Source organism: Aquimarina sp. 433, from assembly GCF_054054605.1.
Map to the genome: position 1 here is coordinate 1 of NZ_JBSWZK010000003.1, position 22,265 is coordinate 22,265.

The following is a 22,265-nucleotide window of genomic DNA, read 5'->3' on the forward strand; positions in this document are numbered from 1 at the left end:
TATAGCATCGGGGCTCACCTCTTACCATTCCGAACAGAGAAGTTAAGCCCGTTAGCGCCAATGGTACTACAATCGTGGGAGAGTAGGTCGCCGCCTTCCTTGAAAACCCTTCATTATGACAATGAAGGGTTTTTTTATGCAGTAAACTGAAGCTGTATAGAATACATACCACTTACTGCTCATAGCAGCAAACAACTAAAAAGCACTCAGACAACAACCAAGAATACGTGCTACTGGAAAACCAGGAAGAATAGGCCTACATTGAGAAGCAACACTACAACTCTGACCAGTAGCACCACTGCCATTAGATGGACAACTAGACTGATAACCACTATTTATAATGGATTACCCTTGCTTGTTTAATTGAATAGTTAATAGATTGGTCTAGGGTAAATATTATGGATTTATTTTTGCTAAAAATAAACCCCCAAATTGGTACTTCAATTTGGGGGTTTTTAATAGAGATTATTTAACTAATTAGTCTCTAAGAATAGCTCTTGAAATTACAATTTTTTGTATTTCGCTAGTTCCTTCATATATCTGAGTGATTTTAGCATCCCTCATCAATCGTTCTACATGATATTCTTTCACAAACCCGTTTCCTCCGTGAACTTGTACAGCTTCTACGGTTACGTCCATGGCAGCTTGAGAAGCAGCTAATTTTGCCATTGCACCTGATAAATCATAATTTTCATGATTATCCTTGTCCATAGCAGCTTTGTATACTAGCATTCTTGCAGCTTCTATCTGTACATGCATATCTGCTAATTTGAATGCGATTGCCTGGTGATTCATAATCTCAGTGCCAAAAGCTTTTCTCACTTTAGCATATTCTTTGGCTAATTCATATGCTCCTTGCGCGATTCCTAATGCTTGGGCTGCGATACCGATACGACCTCCAGCTAAGGTTTTCATCGCAAATTTGAATCCGAACCCATCTTCACCGATACGGTTTTCTTTCGGTACTTTTACATCGTTAAAAATTAATGAGTGTGTATCACTACCTCTAATTCCTAATTTATCTTCTTTAGGTCCTATTTCGAATCCTTTCCATCCTTTTTCTACAATAAAAGCATTGATTCCTCTATGTTTCTTTTCCTTATCGGTTTGTGCTATTACTAAATAATAATCTGAAGTACCACCGTTAGTAATCCAGTTTTTGGTTCCATTAAGAACATAATGATCACCCATGTCTATAGCAGTAGTTCTTTGGGATGTTGCATCACTACCAGCTTCGGGTTCTGATAAACAAAAAGCTCCAATAGATTCTCCAGTAGTTAGTTTGGTTAAATACTTTTCTTTCTGTTCAGGTGTTCCATAAGTATCAAGTCCCCAACATACCAAAGAATTATTCACGGATACGATTACAGAAGATGATGCATCGATTTTGGATAACTCTTCCATAACAAGAACATAGGATAAAGTATCCATTCCTCCACCACCGTATTCCGGAGATGCCATCATTCCTAAAAATCCAAGTTCTCCCATTTTTTTTACTTGTTCTGTAGGGAATTCTTGTTTATTATCTCTTTCTATTACTCCTGGTAAAAGTTCTGCTTTCGCAAAATCACGAGCAGCATCACGTATCATTAATTGTTCTTCGGATAATTTAAAGTCCATATTTGATCCTTATTTACTGTGCGTGCATAACACGCAAATTCAACATTTCGATGAAAATAAATCGAGATAACCTCGATTTTTTTATTAATTCTACAAATATAAGCTATAATATGATAGTTTTGATGTTTTTTTAATTTTTTGATATTTTCTTTCAAAGGTTTGAATTTTGATTCCATTTTTATTGAATTTAGTGTTGTTTTGAAGCTTTATTATTCATTTGTCAATAGAAAATATTTTTGAGTTATTATTTTTTTAAATTCAGGGTTTGACCTGTTTAGTTTTTTATATTTGTGAAGTCACTTTGATGTGATTATATATTCAATTTATTAAATGATTTTTTATGAGACAGCACTAACTCCGTTTTAGGAGTGATTATTAATTATAGAAGTTAGGTTTTTAACAGAGACTGTTAGTAAAAGTGTGTTTAATAAATTGAAATTAAAAAATGAAAGAACTATTAAAAAAATACGAGAATAAAGCCCCAGAAATTGTTTTTAATTGGAGGGATTCTGAAACTGAAGCAGAAGGTTGGACTGTAATCAACTCTTTAAGAGGAGGTGCTGCTGGTGGTGGTACTAGAATGCGATTAGGATTAGATATGAATGAAGTACTTTCGCTAGCCAAAACGATGGAGGTTAAATTTACCGTATCGGGCCCTGAAATTGGAGGTGCGAAGTCAGGAATTAATTTTGATCCCAATGATCCAAGGAAAAAAGGAGTTTTGGAAAGATGGTATAAAGCGGTTTCTCCATTACTAAAAAGTTATTATGGAACTGGAGGGGATTTAAATGTAGATGAAATTCATGAAGTAATTCCAATTACTGAAAATTGTGGTGTTTGGCATCCTCAAGAAGGTGTTTTTAATGGACATTTTCAACCAACAGAAGCTGATAAGATTAATAGAATAGGACAACTACGTCAAGGAGTGATTAAAGTATTAGAAAATACAGTGTTTTCTCCAGATGTTTCTAGAAAGTATACTGTAGCCGATATGATTACAGGATACGGAGTGTCAGAAGCAGTTCGACATTATTATGATATCTATGGTGGATCTGTAGAAGGCAAAAGAGCTGTAGTGCAAGGTTTTGGTAATGTTGGATCCGCTGCAGCGTATTACCTTTCGGAAATGGGAGCGAAAGTAGTGGGTATTATTGATCATGCTGGAGGATTGATTAAAGAAGATGGATTTTCTTTTGAAGAAATCAAGGAATTATACCTTAATAAGAAAGGAAATAAACTATATAGCGAAACACTCATTCCTTTCGAGGAGTTGAATAGTAAAATTTGGTCTTTACAGACGGAGATATTTGCTCCTTGTGCAGCATCCAGATTGATTACTAAAGACCAGATTACCCAAATGATCAATTCTGGTTTAGAAGTGATTTCTTGTGGAGCTAACGTTCCTTTTGCCGATAAAGAAATATTTTTCGGCTCAATTATGGAATATACAGATGAGCAAGTAAGTTTGATTCCAGATTTTATTTCTAATTGTGGAATGGCAAGAGTTTTTGCCTATTTCATGGAAAGAAGAGTATTAATGACAGATGAGGCGATTTTTAATGATACTTCTAAAACCATTAAAGATGCCATTCAGAAAATTTTTAATAAAAATAGTTCTAAAACAAATATTAGTAGAACAGCGTTTGAAATAGCATTCAAACAATTAGTATAATCGTCACATAAATAATTTAAATATATCATGTTAAAATATTTTTTAGGTAATAGTCCAAAATGGTTCAAAATGGTAATGATAGGTTTTTTGCTTATCAATATCGCGGTCTATTTTATAAACCCAACAGTTTGTGCTTGGCTTTTTATTGCTGAATTTATATTCACACTTGCTATGGCATTAAAATGTTATCCTCTACAATCTGGAGGACTTTTAGCTATAGAAATTTTAGCGTTAAACCTTACAACTCCAAAAAATGCTTATCATGAGGTAGATCAAAACCTAGAAGTAGTATTATTACTAGTTTTTATGGTAGCTGGGATTTATTTTATGAAGCCTTTACTAATGTATATTTTTAGTAAAGTGTTTACAAAGATTAAATCAAAAATGGTACTGTCTGTACTATTTGTTTTTCTAGCAGCGGTACTATCAGCTTTTCTAGACGCACTAACAGTTACGGCAGTTCTGATTAGTGTAGCGGTAGGTTTTTATGGTGTGTATCATAAAATTCATTCGATGCCAGAGTCTGATTTTGATAAAGATGGATCTTTGGACAGAAAGGATTTGAGTGGAGAAACTTTAGAGCAGTTTAGAAGTTTTCTAAGAAGCTTAGTGATGCATGGTGTTGTGGGTACAGCACTTGGTGGTGTTTGTACTTTGGTTGGAGAACCTCAAAACTTACTAATCGGAGAAAGAATGGGATGGGATTTTATAGAGTTTTTCTTAAAAATGGCTCCGATTTCATTGCCAGTGCTAGTTGCAGGAATCATAACAACAATGGTGCTAGAAACTACAGGGTGGTTTGGCTTTGGTGAAAAATTACCAGAAGTAGCCAGAAGAATTATTGAAAATTATACCGATGAAGAAGATGCGAACAGGTCAGATAAATCAAAATATGGATTAATTGTACAAGGTGTATCGGCGATATTACTAATTATTGGATTAGCATTGCATTTGGCACCTGTTGGGTTTATTGGTTTAGCGCTGATCATTGTACAAACTGCTTTTATGGGTATTACAGAAGAACATCAGTTAGGAAAAGCGTTCGAAGAAGCATTACCTTTTACAGGATTACTAGTAGTTTTCTTTGTTATTGTAGCAATGATTCATGATCAACACCTATTCTCTCCAATTATCGAATGGGCATTGTCATTAGATCCTGCAAAACAGCCTTCTATGTTTTATGTGGCAAATGGAGTATTATCAATGATCAGTGATAATGTGTTTGTAGCGACAGTATATATTGGTGAAGTTAAGCAAGCTTTTGATAATGGAGCAATCACTAGAGAACAGTTCGAAAAATTAGCAATAGCCATAAATACAGGAACAAATTTACCAAGTGTTGCAACACCTAATGGTCAAGCAGCGTTTTTATTCTTGTTAACCTCTTCCTTGGCTCCTCTAATTGGCTTGTCTTATGGGAGAATGGTAAAAATGGCTTTGCCTTACACGATAATATTAGGTGGAGTAGGATTATTAGGAATAATTTATGTATTATAAGATTTAATAACAATATACTTAACCTATAGAATTAACGTTAGTATACTAACACTAAATTAACAGAAGGACATATGACCTATTTATTGACGCTCGGTATGTTAGCCCAAAATACCAAAGAAATTGATCCGGAAGCAGAAGAGAAAACACTTTCCATAATTGACTTATTATTAAGTGGTGGAACTGGTGGAGTAGTTATTATAGCCATTCTCTTTGTGCTTTTGTTTGTTGCGGTTTATATATATTTTGAAAGGATATTTGCCATCAAGGCGGCTTCAAAATATGATGAAAGTTTTATGCATCAGATAAGGGATAATGTAGCTAGTGGTAAAATTGAAGCTGCGAAAATTTTATGTGCACAAACAAATAACCCAGTTTCAAGATTAACGGAAAAAGGGATTTCTAGAATAGGAAACCCCCTTGAGGATATTAATAAGGCAATAGAAAACGCTGGTCGTTTAGAAGTTTATAAATTAGAGAAGAATGTAAGTATACTTGCTACTGTGGCAGGAGCAGCACCAATGATTGGGTTTCTAGGTACCGTAATTGGTATGATCTTAGCATTCCATAATTTGGCTTCAAGCTCTGGGAGTGCTGATATGGGATCATTAGCTGAAGGTATTTATACAGCTATGACAACAACGGTTGCAGGATTGGTAGTTGGTATTGTTGCATATATTGGATATAACCATTTGGTGGTTAGAACCGATAAGGTCATTCATCAAATGGAAGCAACTACGGTAGATTTCCTTGATTTACTTAACGAACCTGCATAATATGAATTTGCGAGGAAGAAATAAGGTAAGCCCAGAATTTAGTATGTCCTCAATGACGGATATAGTGTTTTTGTTGTTAGTGTTTTTTCTTTTAACATCCCCGACAATTACTCCAGAGGCATTAGATCTGATATTACCAAAGGCAAAAGGAAAAAGTTCTAATGTTCAGAATATATCTGTTAGCATAACAAATAAGTTGCAATACTACGTAGATAGTGAAAGAGTAAGTCAAACGAGGTTAGAATCTACATTGAAATCAAAGCTAGCAGGACAAAACGAACCTACCATAATACTAAGAGCAGAAGAAGGAGTGCCTATCGAGAAAGCAGTAGGTGTTATGGATATAGCAAATCGAAATAAATTTAAAGTAATCCTGGCGGTAAAACCAGAATAGTTTTAATGCTGAAATTAGATACTAAACATAAAAAGAAATCTTTTGTTATTACCACGATATTACACGTGTTAATTATACTGCTGTTGTTTTATTTAGGATTAAGTAATATCGATCCTGATCCTGAAGGAGGTATTGCGGTTAATTTTGGAACTACATTAACTGGTTCGGGTAAAGTACAGCCAACAGAGGCAATTAAGTCTTCTCCTAAACAAACCACTCCGGAATCTACACCAGTCGATCCATCTGAACCAGAGCCTGAAACACCTGAGATTACAGAAGAAGTCGTTACCCAAGATGTTGATGATGCTCCAGTGGTAGAGGAAAAACCTAAAAAAGAGCCTAAAAAGAAGGTTGAAAAGCCTAAGGAGAAACCAAAAGACAAACCTTCAGAAGAAAAACCAATAGATAAGCCTGTAAAAAAGCCAGTGGAGAAGGTTGAAGAAAAGAAACCGGATCCTAAACCTGATAAATCTACTTTAGACATCCTAGATAGCTTTGCCAATGGTCCTAAGAGTGATGGTAAAGCTAAAGGGGGAGAAGGAGATGATGGGAAACCTGGAGATAAGGGGAATCCTAACGGAAATCCTTATGCTACTAGTTATTATGGGCAGCCTGGTCCTGGAGGAACAGGAGGTGTAGGATACGGTCTTAATGGACGTGGACGTCCTACGAATTCTAAAGTTGTTCAGAAATGTAATGAAGCTGGTAGAGTGGTAGTTAAAATTGTAGTAAATAGACAAGGACGTGTTATACAGGCAATTCCTGGTGTTAAAGGAACTACCAATAGTGCACAATGTCTTTTGGATCCTGCAAAGAAGACTGCGCTTACTTTTAAATGGAAAGCAGACCCTAAAGCTCCTGCAAAACAAATAGGTTTTGTAGAAGTTACCTTTGGTTTAGGAGAATAATTAGTGTTTCCAGATATTCATTTTTTTTAAATAGCAGATATTAAATCTAAAGTATAGAATCATCAACTATAAAGAGACTACAGAATGGATGTTTGCGCAATTACCCATGTATCAACGTCAAGGGGCAAGTGCATACAAAATAGATCTAACTAATATTATCAAGTTAGCAGCTCATCTAGATAACCCAGAAAATAAGTTTAAGAGTGTTCATGTTGCAGGTACCAATGGAAAAGGGTCTACGAGTCATATGTTGGCTTCAGTGTTACAAGAATCAGGCTATAAGGTAGGTTTGTACACTTCTCCACATCTAAAAGATTTTAGAGAGCGTATTCGAATAAATGGTATTGTGATTGATGAAAATTATGTAGTGGATTTTATTGCTAAACATAAATCTTATTTAGAAAAAAATCAATTATCCTTTTTCGAAATGACAGTCGGTTTAGCTTTTCAATATTTTTCAGATCAGAAAGTTGATGTGGCGATTATAGAAGTAGGTTTAGGAGGCAGACTGGATTCTACTAATATTATAATGCCAGAAGTTTCTGTTATTACAAATATAGGCTTGGATCATACCCAGTTCTTAGGAAATACGCTTGCTAAAATAGCTTATGAGAAAGCTGGGGTTATTAAAGAAGGTGTTCCAGTTGTTGTAGGTAGAACTACACCAGAAACTAAAAAAGTGTTTTCAGAAATTGCTAATGAACGCGAGAGTGATATTTTATACGCATACAACTATGCAGGACCTGTATATGAAAGTGACTTAAAAGGAAATTATCAACAAGAAAATATAAAAACTGCATTGCAAACGATATCTATTTTAAAAGATAGAGGATGGAGCGTACAAGAAGAAGCTATTAAATCTGGATTAGCTAATGTAGTAAGAAATACAAGTTTGCTTGGCAGATGGCAAATATTAAAAAGTTCACCCAAAGTAGTGTGTGACACCGCTCATAATCAAGATGGGTTGAAAATTGTAATGGATCAGTTATCCGAAGAAAAATATCAAAAATTACATATCGTATTAGGAGTTGTTTCTGATAAAAATTTAGATGAAATTTTACCATTGTTTCCGAAACATGCTACGTATTATTTTGCAAAACCTGATATTAAAAGAGGTTTGAATGAAAAAAAATTACAGGAGCAAGCGTTAAAATTTAAATTAAAAGGAATAGCATATAATTCCGTGCAATTGGCGTATGATACTGCTATACAGAATGCTATGAATGAAGATTTGATATATGTAGGAGGTAGTACGTTTGTGGTTTCAGAAATAATTTAATTTTTCTTTCAAAATCTTTTGGTAGACTGCAAAACTGTGTTATATTTGCATCCGCAATCACGAATAAGGGTTGTTAAAAACATAAGGGCAATTAGCTCAGTTGGTTCAGAGCACCTCGTTTACACCGAGGGGGTCGGGGGTTCGAATCCCTCATTGCCCACAAGAAAATCCATTCATTTATGAATGGATTTTTTTATACACAATAGTTGCCTATAAAAGTAGTTTCTATTTATAAAAACTGTGTAGATAAAGTTTATAGCTAGAATAACATGTGTTTTAAGTAAATTATAAAATATAAAGATCATATGGAAAGATTTGGACTTACTAAAGAGAATTGGGATCAGTTTTTAGAATGGTTATGGAATTTTATACCTGATTTGATCTCTGCTGTCATTATTTTTTTTGTAGGAGTGTGGGTGATTAATATTTTTAGCAAAGCACTGCGTAAATTCTTTCAACAAAAAGACTATGACGAAACATTAGAGAGATTTTTATACGACTTAATTAATATAGGTCTTAAAATTTTATTAGTGGTGTTAGTTGTAACTCAATTAGGAGTTCAGACATCTTCACTTGTAGCGATTTTGGGTGCAGCTGGTTTGGCAATAGGGTTAGCGTTACAAGGATCTCTTTCAAATTTTGCTGGAGGAGTTCTAATCCTGTTTTTCAAGCCATTCAAGATTGGAGATTATATAGAAGCGCAAGGTGTATCTGGTACAGTAAAGGAGATCTCGATATTTACAACAAAAGTAAATACTTTTGGAAATCAATTAGCTGTCATACCTAATGGTAAGATATCTAATGGAAACATTATCAATTATTCGGCAGAAGAAAGAAGAAGAGGAAAGATAGAAATTGGTATTTCCTATGAAAGTAATATTAAAGAAGCGAAAGAAATTCTTTTAGATCTTATCAACAATCAGGAAAAGGTGATTAAGGATCCTGCTCCAGAAATTTATGTTACCGAATTAGGGGATAGTGCTGTAACCTTATCTCTAAGGTTTTGGGCTCTTAATGATGACTTTTGGCAAGTTCATTTTTATACAATTGAAGAGGCTAAGAAAAGATTAGAGGATAAAGGGATATCTATTCCGTTTCCTCAAAGAGATGTGCATTTATATTCACATGATAACAAGTCTTAAAGATGGATAAAGATTAGTTAGTTATTTCCTTAAATAATTTATAAAAAGAGTTAGTGTTGAGTATAAATCGTTAGATTTAGAATTAGTTTGTAGAAAAAAGTACTAAATGTCTAAATCTTTACTATTTATCCCTGATATTTCTGGGTATACACAATTTGTCCAAACTACAGAAATAGAGCATAGTCAGCATGTAATAGCAGAGTTGTTAGAGGTGTTAATTAATGCTAATACCCAAAATTTAAGACTAGCAGAAGTAGAAGGGGATGCTTTGTTTTTTTATAAAGAAGGAGAAGTGCCTTCCCAAGAAAAGCTATTAGCACAGATTGAAACTATGTTTACTGCTTTTTATAGTCATCTCAAGTTGTTGGAGAATAATCGTATTTGTCCTTGTAATGCCTGTGCTACAGCACCAAATCTTCAGCTTAAGATTATTGCGCATTGTGGAGATTTGCAATTTATTACTGTTCAGAATAAAAGAAAACCATTTGGTCAAGTTGTGATAGAAGCGCATAGGTTGTTAAAGAATTCTATTCCTAGTGATAATTATGTTCTTTTAAGTAGAGATTTGTCGTATCAAATAGGGCTTTCGGATGACTATAAAAGTCAATTATTTAATTTTTCGAAAGGAGAAAATGAATATGACGGTAAGAAGATTGATTATTTGTATTCTGAGATTGATAAACAATATCTTAAACTTACTTCTTATGAAACTCCTTATGAAGTACATTTTGATAAAGCCCCTTTCTTAACAATCCAAAAAAAATATAAAACTTCCGCAGAGGGTTTGTTGGAATATATTACAAATTACAGTTATCGTCATCATTGGGTTAAAGGTGTTGATGAGTTCGAGTACAATCCAGATGAAGTTACTCGTTTAGGAACGGAGCATGTTTGTGTGATTGATGGAAAACGACTCAATTTTACTACGGTGACAAAACCTGTAGATACTGGTAAATTAATTTATGGAGAATATACAACCGATATTCCTATTATTGATGGGATGTATCAATTTTATACTATCATTCCTGTGTCTCAAAGTTCGTGTGAAATCATAATAGAATTGTATCCTAAAGCGAACTCAATTTTTAAAAAGATGATCCTGTATTTTATAATGAAACGAAGTTTTCAAAAATCAATAAAAGAATCTCTTAATAACCTAGAGAATTATATAGCTACAGCTTAAGATTAGGTAGCGCCTTAGTTTAGAATATCCAAAACACGTTCTAATTTCATTCCACGAGATCCTTTGATTAGAACAGTACCTTGCAATTTTTCAAATGTTTCGTTTTGTTGTAAATCTTCAAAAGATCGATATTTTTTAACCCTAGGATCTGTCGTAGATGCTTGATAGAAATTTTCTCCAATTAGAAATATAACATCAAAAGATGTGGATGACGCCTTGTCTGCTATTTTTTGATGCTCCTCTTCTGCTGTTTTTCCAAGTTCGAACATGTCTCCAAGAAATACTGTTTTCGGATAGCTTTCTAATTGTTTTAAATTATCAATTGCAGCATTCATGCTCGAAGGGTTTGCGTTATAAGCGTCCATGATAATGGTAAAGTCATTTTTAGCAATGATTTGAGATCTATTATTCGATGGAATGTAAGATTCTATAGCTTTCTTGATTAATTTCTCGTCTACTTTAAAGTAAGAACCGATTGCTATTGCAGCTGCAATATTGGTAAAATTGTAAACTCCGATTAGGTTACTTTGGATTTCTAGATTTTTATAGGCGACGCTAACCATGGGATCTGCGTTCTGTAATTGTATACTAGCGTTACTACTGCCTTGTTGAGAAAAAGTGTAGGTGTTCATGCCGCTTGATGCTTTTAGAAGCTTAGGGTCTTCTGAATTCAAAAAAACGAGTTTGTCTTTTTCTCGTAGATGTTGATAAAGTTCGGTTTTTCCTTTTAAGACTCCTTCTATTCCTCCGAATCCTTCGAGATGAGCTTTTCCTATATTGGTTATGTATCCAAAGTCTGGCTGTGCTATATTGCATAAAAACGCTATCTCTCTTAAGTGATTTGCTCCCATTTCTACAATTCCAATTTCGGTGTTCTTATCCATAGATAATAAGGTTAAGGGAACGCCAATGTGGTTGTTTAAGTTGCCGCTGGTCGCTGTGGTATTAAATTGTGCAGAGAGAACGCAATTGATCAATTCTTTAGTAGTTGTTTTTCCGTTACTTCCGGTAAGTGCAATTATCGGAATGGCAAGATAGTTTCTGTGATAAGTTGCTAAATGCTGCAATGTATCTAGTACATCATTAACTACTATAAATTGGTCTGAAGTATGATATTGTTTATCATCAATTATGGCATAAGATGCTCCTTGTTTAATGGCTTCTTCTGCATATTCATTACCGTTAAAGTTTGCTCCTTTTAAGGCGAAAAAAAGATTGTTTTTCGCAATTTTTCTGGTATCTGTGCAAATGCCGCTACTTTCGAGAAATAATTGATGTATGTTAGAGATGTTCATATTATGAATAATGTAATTGTATTAAAAAGCCCTGAACAAATGTCAGGGCTTTATATATTTTAACGAACTTTTCTTAAAGTTTCTATCTAGGCTTTCTGTGCTTAGGTGTTTTCTTGCTTTTTGCTTTTTCACCTACACGAGACATTGCATTTCGGAATCCAATATAATCCGTAGCCATATCTTGTGGGAAGAATCTTCTCTGAGCAGGGTCTAACCAATATGCTCTATCCTTCCAAGAACCTCCTTTGTAAACTCTTACCTCTTCACTTACAATAGTAGTCCTCTTACTAGATTCATCATATCTTCTATCTAGCTTAGTACTGTCTGCTGCACTTGGTTCCACACTATGGATAGGAGAGTTGTACATTCTTCTATTAGGAATGTTTTCATCTTGGAAACCTTCGTAATATCTTGAAGAACTTTTGTCACCGTCTCTAAAGTTACGGTTGTCACTTTGTGTAAAGTTAGTTCTTAAATACGTTTCATTCTCATCAACTGGAGTTTGTAATATTCCTCCAGGTAAAACTCTTGCTACGATTTTTCCATTACTTAAAGTATCGTATATAATAGAATCTGTAGTAACAATTTTTACTGTTCCGTCAGGATTGATTGCATTTTTAGTGTATACATTTCCTCTGTAGTAGTTGAAATCGTTATACTCATCGTCTACGATTGGTCTGTAGACATCTGCTACCCATTCTGCAACGTTTCCTGCCATGTCATAAAGACCATAGTCATTAGGATCGTAAGAAGCTACTGGAGCTGTAATATCTGCACCATCATCACTCCATCCAGCGATTCCACCGTAGTCACCATCACCTTGCTTAAAGTTAGCTAATTGGTCTCCACGAGTTCTTCTTTTTCCAGAACGTGTATATTGCCCATCCCATGGGTATTTTTTTCTACCTCTGTAAATATTATAACTTCTTAATTCTACAAGTCCTAGAGCAGCATATTCCCATTCTGCTTCTGTTGGTAGTCTGTACTTTGGAAGTAATAATCCATCTTTACGCTGGATATATAATCCTGTAGAATCATTTCTTTTTTCATATTGCTCTGACTTCTTTCCTCCTCTGGTAGCTTCGTCATTACCTCCGTAAGTTTGTGAAGGTGCATTTAGATATGTGTCAGTATTAAAAGTGCTCTCAGCAGAAACATCTTCGAAAGGAGCATTTTCCTTAATTACTCTTTCTTCTTCAAGAATTCTTTCATTAACTCTGTCTGTTCTCCATTTACTGAATTCCACTGCTTGGATCCAGTTAACACCTACTACTGGATAGTTAGCGTATGCTGGGTGACGAAGATAGTTGTTCGTCATCATTTCATTAAATCCTAATCGATTTCTCCAAACTAAAGTATCTGGAAGTGCTCCGTGATAAATATTTTTATATTTTGGTTCTGTAGGAGGATAAACCCCTTTTAACCAATCAAGGTATTCCAAATACATCACATTGGTTACCTCTGTTTCGTCCATATAAAAGGATTGAACGTGTTGTTGTGTTGGAGTATTATTCCAATCATGCATCACATCATCCTGAACTCGTCCCATAGTGAAGGTACCTCCTTCAACAAAAACTAATCCTGGTCCTGTTTCTTGTTCTTTGTAATTTGTGTTTACCTGGAATCCGCCGTCTTTGGAATTATATTTCCAGCCAGTGGCTCTAGAACTGCTGCCGTAATCGGTTTTGTTACAACTAAACAGTAAGGTGCTAATGGTTAGGGCCATCAGAGACTTAAAAACTAACGCGTTTTTCATAATCTTAAGTTCGTTAAAGTAGAAATTAGGGCTTGCAATATAATAATTAACGTTAAATTTACCCTAATATTTTTAAAATAATATCAAATCTTTGAAAATTTATGTTTTCACGATTGACTTTGGTTTAACGTAATATTTTTGTCTTTATTATTATTTTTGAAGAAAAACAATAATTTTAGAGACACTAAAACGGCGCCAAACCCGTTATACGCTATGATGAAGAAAATTACAATTTTATATGCGCTATTGATTTCTACGTTTATTTCGGCACAGAAATCGATTCACATAGACATAAACTGGAAAGATGTAGAAATAAACACTTCTACTATTTCATTTACAGTTCCTGGGTTTGATGAAGAAAATTTTGAATACCAGGATGGCTTAGGAGTTCAATTTGTGACCAGATGGGAAGAAACTTCTCCGATAAATAATCAGACAGCAAGACTAGAAAACGTAGTATATAAAAGTATTTCTAGACAAGAGTTAAAAGGTTTGAATATTGATTTTATTCCAAGAAAGTTAAGCTATAATATTAGGTCTACATCGGCCAGGAATAAAAAAGCAGGCTTTTTAAGTGTTTTTCCTATTATAAGAATAGGTAATAGCTTTAAGAAAATCATTTCATTTGATGTGGTTTATCAAATAGGAAGAAGCGCAAGTGCAGTTGCGAAGAGAGCTCCTATAACTAATTCTGTATTGGCTACAGGAGACTGGTTTAGATTTTATGTAGATAAAACCGGTGTTTTTAGGATTACTCCAGAGTTCTTAGCTAGCTTAGGAATGAATGTTAGTGCTATTAATCCTAGTACCATAAAAATTTATGGTAATGGAGGTCGAATGTTACCATTGCTTAATGAAGAAAATAATGAGTTCGATCTTAGAGAAAATGCTATTCAGGTAGTAGGTGGGGAAGATGGTACTTTTTCTGGAAGTGATTACATTTTATTTTATGGTGAAGGGACTGAAGGATATTATAGCGAAGAAAATATTACGAACCTAAATTTATATGCTGATAAGTCTTATTATTACATAACTGCGGATGGTTCTAACGGAAGAAGGATCTCTAATTACACAGAGCCAACAGGAACAGCAGTTACTCAGATAAACTCGTTTACAGATTATCAGTTTTACGAAGTAGACGAATATAATATAGTAAAAGTAGGTAGAAGATGGTTTGGTGATAGATTTGATATACAAAGTGATCGCACCTATGATTTTGACTTTCCTAATTTAATTACTTCAGAACCCATAGAACTTAATGTTTACGCTGCGGCTACATCGGCTAGAACCTCTAGTATGAATGTAACAGTCAATGGCACTCAAGAAGCAATTTTGAGTTTTTCGCAGATCACTGGAACTACTTTAGGTTCTCCTAGAAACATTACTCAAGATATAACATCATCATCAGATAGAATAACAGTTGGGTTAAGCTATAATAATAATGGTAATCCCTCAGCAATAGGATATCTTGATTTTATAAGTCTGGAGGCTAAAAGAGCTCTTACAGGAACGAATAGTCAGATGCCATTTGTTTATGAGGAAGCGGCCACTTTAACCGGTATAGGTCAATATAATATAACTAATGCTTCGTCAATATCTCAGGTATGGGATGTTACCAATCCTGAGGCGATTAGTCGAATTTCAAATGATAGTAATGCTGCTACTCTAAGCTTTAGAGCCACAATGGGAGAAGCTAGGCAGTATATATCAGTTGTTCCTACAGATTATTTTAATCCATTAGCTGACCAGACCAGTAGGGTAAATAATCAGGATATTAAAGGAACTATATTTTTAAATAGCCAAGGTCAATTCGAAGATATTGATTATTTAATTGTAGCAAATAATGATTTAGTGCAATCTGCTAATCGTTTAGCAGATCATCATCGCAATCTTAATAATTATAATGTAAAAGTAGTTACATTAGACCAAATATATCACGAATTTGGAAGTGGTAAGCAAGACATTTCCGCCATTAGGAATCTTGTGAGATATATTTATGATAATGCTTCAGATCCAAATGAGCGACTAAAATATGTATGTCTTTTTGGAGATGCTTCTGTGGATTATAAAGGAATATTACTTAAAGAAAATTGTCCGGACAGTAATATTGTACCCACCTTTGAAAGTTTGAGTAGTTTTTCGTTGGTAAGTTCTTTCGCAACCGATGATTTCTTTGGTTCAATGGATCCTGTAGAAGGAAGAATGATTTCTAGTGATCAATTGGATGTTGCAGTAGGACGAATTTTGGCAGATTCTCCACAATTAGCAGATGCTATGGTTACTAAAATCATCAACTATGATAGTGAGCAATCTTATGGAAGATGGAGGAATTCTGTTCTGTTAATTGCAGATGATGTTGATGAAGATTGGGAGGAAACTATTCAGAGAAACTTAGATGAGCTTGGTGATGATTTAATAGTAAGAAAACCGTACCTAAACCTAACGAAAATATATGCCGATGCTTTTCAACAAGAATCTTCAGCATCAGGGAGTAGGTATCCTAAAGTAAATGAAGCAATCTCCACCGCTATAGAAACAGGTGCTGTGGCAATAGATTATTTTGGTCATGGTGGAGAAGATGGCCTAGCAAAAGAATTTATATTTAATAAGTCCGATGCGGTAGATTTAGCAAATACAAATCGCCTTCCTATATTTATAACGGTTACTTGTGAATTTACAAAATTCGATAATCCTTGTAGGGATTCTGCAGGTGAGCTTACCTATTGGAATACACAAGGTGGAGCAGTAGGTTTAATTAGTACTACCAGAGATGTTATCGTTACATTTGGTATTTCAGTAAATGACCGATTATCAGAATTTTTGTTTCCTGATGGTTCCGAATATCCTTCAATTGCAGAAGCAGTTCGGCAATTAAAGAATACCTATACAACCAATAGTAGGCGAGTAGTGTTCTTTTTTGGAGATCCTGCAATGAAAATGGCAATTCCTAAACCAAATATTCGGTTAACTGCTATTAATGATGCTCCTGTAACGGGAACAGTAGACACTTTTGAAGCCTTAGCTAGGATGAAAATTTCTGGAGAAGTGGTCAGCGAATCAGGTACTTTATTGTCTGATTATAATGGTGTTTTGTCTACCACAATATATGATAAAGATGTGGATAGAGTTACATTAGCCAATGATGGTGTACGAAATAGTTCGGGAGAAATCATTAAGTTAGACTTTGAAACCCTTGGAGAAATTATTTTTAGAGGAAAAGCATCTATCACAAATGGATTGTTCGATTTTGAATTTATAGTTCCTAGAGACATAGGTATACCAGTAGATAATGGAAGGATAAGTTTTTATGCATCAAGAAATGGAGCTTTAGAGGATCAAACAGGATCAGACGAAACCATCTTAGTAGGTGGACTCAATGAAAATGCACCTGAGGATAATGTGGGGCCACAAATTCAATTGTTTATGAATGATGAAAGTTTTGTTTCTGGTGGTGTAACTAATGACTCTCCCATATTAATAGCAAAATTAGAAGATGAAAATGGAATAAATACAGCTAGTGGAATTGGTCATGATATTTCAGCAATACTAGATGGAGATGAATCTAATCCTTTTATTTTAAATGATTTTTATGAAACCGAATTGGATGATTTTACTAGAGGTATTGTCAATTTCAAGTTCAGAGATTTGGAACCTGGTTTACATACGCTCACATTCAAAGGTTGGGATGTTTATAACAATTCTTCTACACAAGAAATACAATTTGTTGTAGCAGATGCATCAGGTTTTGCACTTAATAATGTATTAAATTACCCTAATCCTTTCGTAAGTCATACCGAGTTTTGGTTTGAGCATTCTGGGGCTATAAATGATGTTTTGGAGGTTCAGGTTCAGGTGTTTACCGTTTCTGGAAAGGTAATTTGGACCAACAATCAAACCTTGTCTGGTAAAACGAGTTATCGAGAAGACATCCAGTGGGATGGGCGAGATGATTTTGGAGATAAATTAGGAAAAGGAGTATACGTATACAAGATATCTGTAAAATCGACGTTAACAAATCAGCGGGTTGAGAAATTTGAAAAACTCGTCATCTTATAATAACTAAATAACTATATATTTGTCTAAATTAATTTTCACATGAGAAAAATCATAATCCTTGGCTTAGTGTTTTTCACACTATTCAACTACAAGACACAGGCACAAGAAGAACCGAATCGAGCTATAACAACAGCTACGCCATTTCTTTTAATTGCAGCAGATGCTAGAGCAGCTGGTCTAGCTGATCAAGGAGTTGCAACTTCAGCAGATGCATTTTCACAACAATGGAATCCTGCAAAGTATGCGTTTATTGGTAAGCAACAGGGAGTTGGTATTAACTATACCCCTTATCTGAGTAATCTAGTTGATGATATCTTTTTAGGGAGTGTAAATTACTACAACCGTTTTGGGCAAGATGGTAGAAGTGCTGTTGCAGCTAGTTTTAGATATTTTAGTTTAGGAGATATCGAATTTAGACAAGGGCCTAATGATGAACCAAATGTTCAAAAGCCAAATGAATTAACATTAGATGTTTCTTATGCATTACAATTAAGTCCAACATTTTCTATGGGTATTGCTGGTCGTTATTTGAGATCAGATTTAAGATTGCAAGGTTTGGGAGCCGATGCAAGTGCTGCAGGAAGTTTTGGAGTTGATGTAGCTGCTTTTTACCGTAGTGAAGAAATAGCATATAATTCTTTTAACGGTAGATGGAGAGCTGGATTAAATATTTCTAATATAGGACCTAAAATCAAGTATGATGATGCAGGTCAGGAAAACTTTATACCAACTACATTTAGATTAGGTGCTGGATTTGATTTCCTATTAGATGAATATAACAGGATTACACCTTCTTTAGAATTTGCTAAACTATTAGTTCCTAGTCCACAAGATTTTGATGGAGATGGTGATATAGATGCAGAAGATAATGCGGAGTACCAAAGTATCAGTTCTTTTGGAGCAATATTCTCTTCATGGGGAGATGCTGATGGAGGTTTTAGCGAAGAATTACAAGAATTCACATGGTCTCTGGGAGCGGAATATGTTTATAAAGATGTTTTCTCTTTTAGAGGAGGATACTTTAACGAAGCTGAAGAAAAAGGAGCACGTAAATTTGTGTCTCTTGGTCTTGGGTTTAAGTATACCATAGTGAATCTAGATGTGTCATATTTATTTAATGCTTCTTCTGTACAGAGTCCATTAGAAGGAACACTTCGTTTTGGTCTTTCATTCAATTTTGGAGAAGATTTTTACGACAGATAAAAGTTTCAGAAATAATATGAGAAAAAGTATCAGGCTTTATGTTTGATACTTTTTTTGTTTATAGTACATTGTGCAATCCTATAAGAATATTAAATAATCAATAATTTCTGATATCCATATTTTTAAAAATAGACAAGAAAGTGATAATAAGGATTCTCAATTTTGTAATCATTTTTTTGATATTTAATTACAAAAATGCAAGCATGTGAAAGAAATAGAAATTAAATCAACGCTACAGGTGTTCGACTCTTTCGAAGAGTTACCATTAGATGTTCAGAGTTTGATGGAAAAATCTTTTAAAATAAGAGATCAAGCATATGCTCCATATTCTGAATTCTTAGTAGGGGCAGCTTTGCTATTAGAAAATGATGAGATTGTGTTAGGAAATAATCAGGAGAATGCCTGTTATCCTTCAGGCTTATGTGCTGAGAGAGTGGCTATATATGCTGCAGGAGCTAATTTTCCTGGTGTACCTATTATAAGAATGGCGCTTTCGGCAAAATCCCTAAAACATCAGTTAGTAATACCGACTCCACCCTGTGGAGCTTGTAGGCAAGCAATAGCAGAATATGAATTGAACCAAAAGAAGCCAATTGAGATTTATTTTATGGGAGAGACAGGAAAAGTAGTAAAATCTTACTCTTTAGCTAATTTATTGCCTCTTATTTTTGATAATTCGTATTTATAACGTTTTCGTAGATTTTTATCCAAAAACTGCTTTCTCCTTAGTAATGAATATCTTATTTTTGTTTTTCGCTTAATTGAAAAATTAGCAGAAAAATTCTGTAATTGTTAGAGAGGTCAGTTGTGAAACTGACTTAATTTTGAAATATCATTACATTTTAGATGAAAAAAGTAACCAAAGAAGTTTACCTGAAGTGGTACGAAGATATGCTCTTCTGGAGAAAGTTCGAAGACAAATTAGCACAAGTTTATATCCAACAAAAAGTAAGAGGATTTTTACATTTATATAATGGTCAAGAGGCTATTTTAGCTGGAGCATTACATGCAATGGATCTTACTAAAGATAGAATGATTACTGCATACCGTAACCATGTTCAGCCAATCGGAATGGGAGAAGATCCTAGACGTGTAATGGCAGAATTATATGGAAAAGGAACTGGAACTTCACAAGGAATGGGTGGTTCTATGCATATTTTTTCTAAAGAACATAGATTTTATGGAGGTCATGGTATCGTAGGAGGACAAATACCTTTAGGTGCTGGACTTGCATTCGCAGATAAATACCATAAAAGGGATGCAGTTACTTTAACATTTATGGGAGATGGTGCAACAAGACAAGGATCACTTCACGAAACGTTCAATTTAGCAATGCTTTGGAATTTGCCTGTAGTATTCTGTGTAGAAAATAACGGATATGCTATGGGAACTTCTGTTGAAAGAACTGCAAATCATACAGATATCTGGAAGTTAGGATTAGGTTATGAAATGCCTTGCGGACCAGTAGATGCTATGAATCCAGTAAAAGTAGCGGAAGCTATGGATGAAGCGATTACAAGAGCAAGAACAGGAGGTGGACCAACTTTCTTAGAACTAAAAACGTATCGTTATAGAGGACATTCTATGAGTGATGCCCAAAAGTATCGTACAAAAGATGAGGTTGCTGAATATCAAAAAATAGATCCAATTACTCAGGTATTGGATGTTATCAAAGAAAAGAAATACGCAACGGATGATGAAATAGCAGCAATTGATAAAGCTGTAAAAGATAAGGTAGCAGAATGTCAAAAGTTTGCAGAAGAATCAGCATTCCCTGAAAAAAACCTTATGTATGATGTTGTTTACGAACAAGAAAATTATCCGTTTTTATCACACAAACCACAATAAATTATGGCTACAGTAATTAATATGCCGCGATTGAGCGATACCATGGAAGAAGGAGTGGTTGCGAAGTGGCTTGTTAAAAAAGGAGACAAGATTAGCGAAGGAGATATTCTTGCAGAAATTGAAACTGATAAAGCAACAATGGAGTTTGAATCCTTTTACGATGGGATTTTACTTCATATTGGGATAGAAGAAGGAGAAACAGCTCCTGTTGATAAACTATTGGCGATTATAGGAGATGAAGGAGAAGATATTTCAGGATTATTAAACGGAAGTACACCTTCTTCCTCATCTGATGAACCAAAAGAAGAAAAGGTAGAAGAAACAAATACTAGTAGCGAGGCATCTGCTGAAATTCCTGAAGGAGTAGAGGTAATTACCATGCCAAGACTTAGTGATACTATGGAAGAAGGAACAGTGGCTTCTTGGCTTAAAAAAGTTGGAGAAACTGTCGAAGAAGGAGATATTCTAGCAGAGATAGAAACTGATAAAGCTACTATGGAATTTGAATCCTTCTACAATGGTACCTTACTGCATATTGGTATAGAAGAAGGACAAACAGCACCTGTGGATGCTTTATTAGCCATTATAGGGCCTGCAGGAACTGATGTGTCAGGTATTAAGGATGGAGGTGTCACAAAAGCTTCAGCTCCAACAAAAGCTGAAGACGCGCCAGCTCCTAAAAAAGAAGAGTCAGTTGCCGCTTCTACAAATAATACATCATCTGGAGGAAGAATATTTGCTTCTCCTTTAGCTAAAAAGATTGCTGCAGATAAAGGAATTGATTTATCTCAGGTAAAAGGTACAGGAGAGAATGGAAGAATAGTTAAGAAAGATGTAGAATCATTTACTCCTGCTGCTGCACCGACAAGCACTGACAGTGTTAAAGAAACAACTTCCACACCAACAGTACAACCATATGTGCCTGCTGGAGAAGAAAGTTTTGAAGAAGTGAAAAATTCTCAGATGCGTAAAGCAATTGCTAGAGGACTTTCTGCTTCAAAGTTCAATGCACCTCACTATTATCTAACTATAGAAGTAGATATGGAGAATGCAATGGCTTCTAGGAAATATATTAACGGATTACCAGATACAAAAGTGTCATTTAATGACATGGTTGTAAAGGCATGTGCTATGGCGCTTAGAAAACATCCACAAGTAAATACACAATGGTCTGATGATGTTACCAAGTATGCAAAACATATTAGTATCGGAGTTGCTGTTGCGGTAGCTGACGGATTAGTAGTGCCAGTATTGCCTTTTACAGATCAAATGTCACTTACACAAATTGGAGCGAATGTAAAAGATCTAGCAGGTAAAGCAAGAAATAAAAAATTAACTCCTCAGGAAATGACTGGAAGTACATTCACAGTTTCTAATTTAGGTATGTTCGGTATTCAAGAATTTACTTCGATCATTAATCAACCTAATTCTGCGATATTATCTGTAGGTACTATTGTAGAGAAACCAGTTGTTAAAGATGGTCAGATTGTAGTAGGTAATACGATGAAAGTAACCTTAGCTTGCGATCATAGAACTGTTGATGGAGCTACAGGAGCACAGTTCTTACAAACCTTGAAACAATATCTGGAAAATCCAGTAACGATGTTAGCATAATTCCAGAAATGGAAATTTCATACTA

The 22,265-nt window shown here is 34.7% G+C and carries 16 protein-coding genes, 1 tRNA gene and 1 rRNA gene; 15 read left to right on the forward strand and 3 right to left on the reverse strand.

Annotation, left to right across the window (positions count from 1 at the left end; genetic code table 11):
• Positions 1-99, forward strand: a 5S ribosomal RNA gene (gene rrf / locus ACWNT5_RS06815); the annotation flags it as partial.
• 378 nt (positions 100-477) lie between these two features.
• On the opposite strand, the gene ACWNT5_RS06820 is transcribed toward rrf, so the two are convergent.
• Positions 478-1,620 carry an acyl-CoA dehydrogenase gene (locus ACWNT5_RS06820; RefSeq protein ID WP_299608695.1) on the reverse strand — a complete coding sequence of 381 codons (1,143 nt, stop codon included), beginning with the start codon at positions 1,618-1,620 and terminating at the stop codon, positions 478-480.
• Positions 1,621-2,065: 445 nt separating this feature from the next.
• Here ACWNT5_RS06820 and ACWNT5_RS06825 point away from each other — a divergent pair, with 445 nt between their 5' ends.
• The 9 genes from ACWNT5_RS06825 (at position 2,066) to ACWNT5_RS06865 (ending at position 10,468) form a co-directional block, all read left to right on the forward strand.
• Positions 2,066-3,292 carry a Glu/Leu/Phe/Val dehydrogenase dimerization domain-containing protein gene (locus ACWNT5_RS06825; protein WP_299608692.1) on the forward strand — a complete coding sequence of 409 codons (1,227 nt, stop codon included), beginning with the start codon at positions 2,066-2,068 and terminating at the stop codon, positions 3,290-3,292.
• Positions 3,293-3,319: 27 nt separating this feature from the next.
• A complete protein-coding gene (gene nhaB / locus ACWNT5_RS06830) occupies positions 3,320-4,789 on the forward strand; it encodes a sodium/proton antiporter NhaB (protein WP_299608689.1) in 1,470 nt (489 codons plus the stop codon).
• Between the two features lie 71 nt (positions 4,790-4,860).
• Positions 4,861-5,562: a MotA/TolQ/ExbB proton channel family protein gene (locus tag ACWNT5_RS06835; RefSeq protein ID WP_425545868.1), complete on the forward strand. Its 702-nt coding sequence runs from the start codon at positions 4,861-4,863 to the stop codon at positions 5,560-5,562.
• A 1-nt stretch (position 5,563) separates the two neighbouring features.
• The gene (locus ACWNT5_RS06840; RefSeq protein WP_299608688.1) at positions 5,564-5,956 is read left to right on the forward strand and encodes an ExbD/TolR family protein; all 393 of its coding nucleotides are present in this window, start codon (positions 5,564-5,566) and stop codon (positions 5,954-5,956) included.
• 5 nt (positions 5,957-5,961) lie between these two features.
• Positions 5,962-6,864: an energy transducer TonB gene (locus ACWNT5_RS06845; RefSeq protein ID WP_299608686.1), complete on the forward strand. Its 903-nt coding sequence runs from the start codon at positions 5,962-5,964 to the stop codon at positions 6,862-6,864.
• A gap of 61 nt (positions 6,865-6,925) precedes the next feature.
• Complete coding sequence (locus tag ACWNT5_RS06850; protein WP_456517187.1) at positions 6,926-8,143, forward strand: bifunctional folylpolyglutamate synthase/dihydrofolate synthase; 1,218 nt, start codon at positions 6,926-6,928, stop codon at positions 8,141-8,143.
• A gap of 85 nt (positions 8,144-8,228) precedes the next feature.
• Positions 8,229-8,303 (forward strand) — tRNA-Val (locus ACWNT5_RS06855).
• 145 nt (positions 8,304-8,448) lie between these two features.
• Positions 8,449-9,285, forward strand: coding sequence for a mechanosensitive ion channel family protein (locus ACWNT5_RS06860; RefSeq protein WP_299608683.1), 837 nt, complete (start codon positions 8,449-8,451; stop codon positions 9,283-9,285).
• A 106-nt stretch (positions 9,286-9,391) separates the two neighbouring features.
• A complete protein-coding gene (locus tag ACWNT5_RS06865) occupies positions 9,392-10,468 on the forward strand; it encodes a DUF2652 domain-containing protein (protein ID WP_456516953.1) in 1,077 nt (358 codons plus the stop codon).
• 14 nt (positions 10,469-10,482) lie between these two features.
• On the opposite strand, the gene ACWNT5_RS06870 is transcribed toward ACWNT5_RS06865, so the two are convergent.
• Together ACWNT5_RS06870 and gldJ are read right to left on the reverse strand one after the other, a co-directional pair.
• A complete protein-coding gene (locus ACWNT5_RS06870) occupies positions 10,483-11,763 on the reverse strand; it encodes a UDP-N-acetylmuramoyl-tripeptide--D-alanyl-D-alanine ligase (protein ID WP_299608678.1) in 1,281 nt (426 codons plus the stop codon).
• Positions 11,764-11,845: 82 nt separating this feature from the next.
• Entirely contained in the window at positions 11,846-13,519 is a 1,674-nt protein-coding gene (gene gldJ / locus ACWNT5_RS06875; RefSeq protein ID WP_299608675.1) for a gliding motility lipoprotein GldJ, read from the reverse strand.
• A 213-nt stretch (positions 13,520-13,732) separates the two neighbouring features.
• Here gldJ and porU point away from each other — a divergent pair, with 213 nt between their 5' ends.
• From porU to ACWNT5_RS06900, 5 genes are all read left to right on the forward strand, one after another.
• Positions 13,733-17,575 (forward strand): type IX secretion system sortase PorU, encoded by a 3,843-nt coding sequence (gene porU, locus ACWNT5_RS06880; protein ID WP_456516954.1) that lies wholly within the window; start codon positions 13,733-13,735, stop codon positions 17,573-17,575.
• 39 nt (positions 17,576-17,614) lie between these two features.
• Positions 17,615-18,778: a type IX secretion system outer membrane channel protein PorV gene (porV, locus tag ACWNT5_RS06885; RefSeq protein WP_299608672.1), complete on the forward strand. Its 1,164-nt coding sequence runs from the start codon at positions 17,615-17,617 to the stop codon at positions 18,776-18,778.
• Between the two features lie 205 nt (positions 18,779-18,983).
• On the forward strand, positions 18,984-19,466 hold the full coding sequence (locus ACWNT5_RS06890) for a cytidine deaminase (protein ID WP_299608669.1): 483 nt from the start codon (positions 18,984-18,986) through the stop codon (positions 19,464-19,466).
• Between the two features lie 158 nt (positions 19,467-19,624).
• A complete protein-coding gene (pdhA, locus tag ACWNT5_RS06895; RefSeq protein ID WP_299608667.1) occupies positions 19,625-20,626 on the forward strand; it encodes a pyruvate dehydrogenase (acetyl-transferring) E1 component subunit alpha in 1,002 nt (333 codons plus the stop codon).
• 3 nt (positions 20,627-20,629) lie between these two features.
• Positions 20,630-22,240, forward strand: a complete 1,611-nt coding sequence (locus ACWNT5_RS06900) for a 2-oxo acid dehydrogenase subunit E2 (protein ID WP_456516955.1) — start codon at positions 20,630-20,632, stop codon at positions 22,238-22,240.
• The last annotated feature ends 25 nt before the right edge of the window (positions 22,241-22,265 follow it).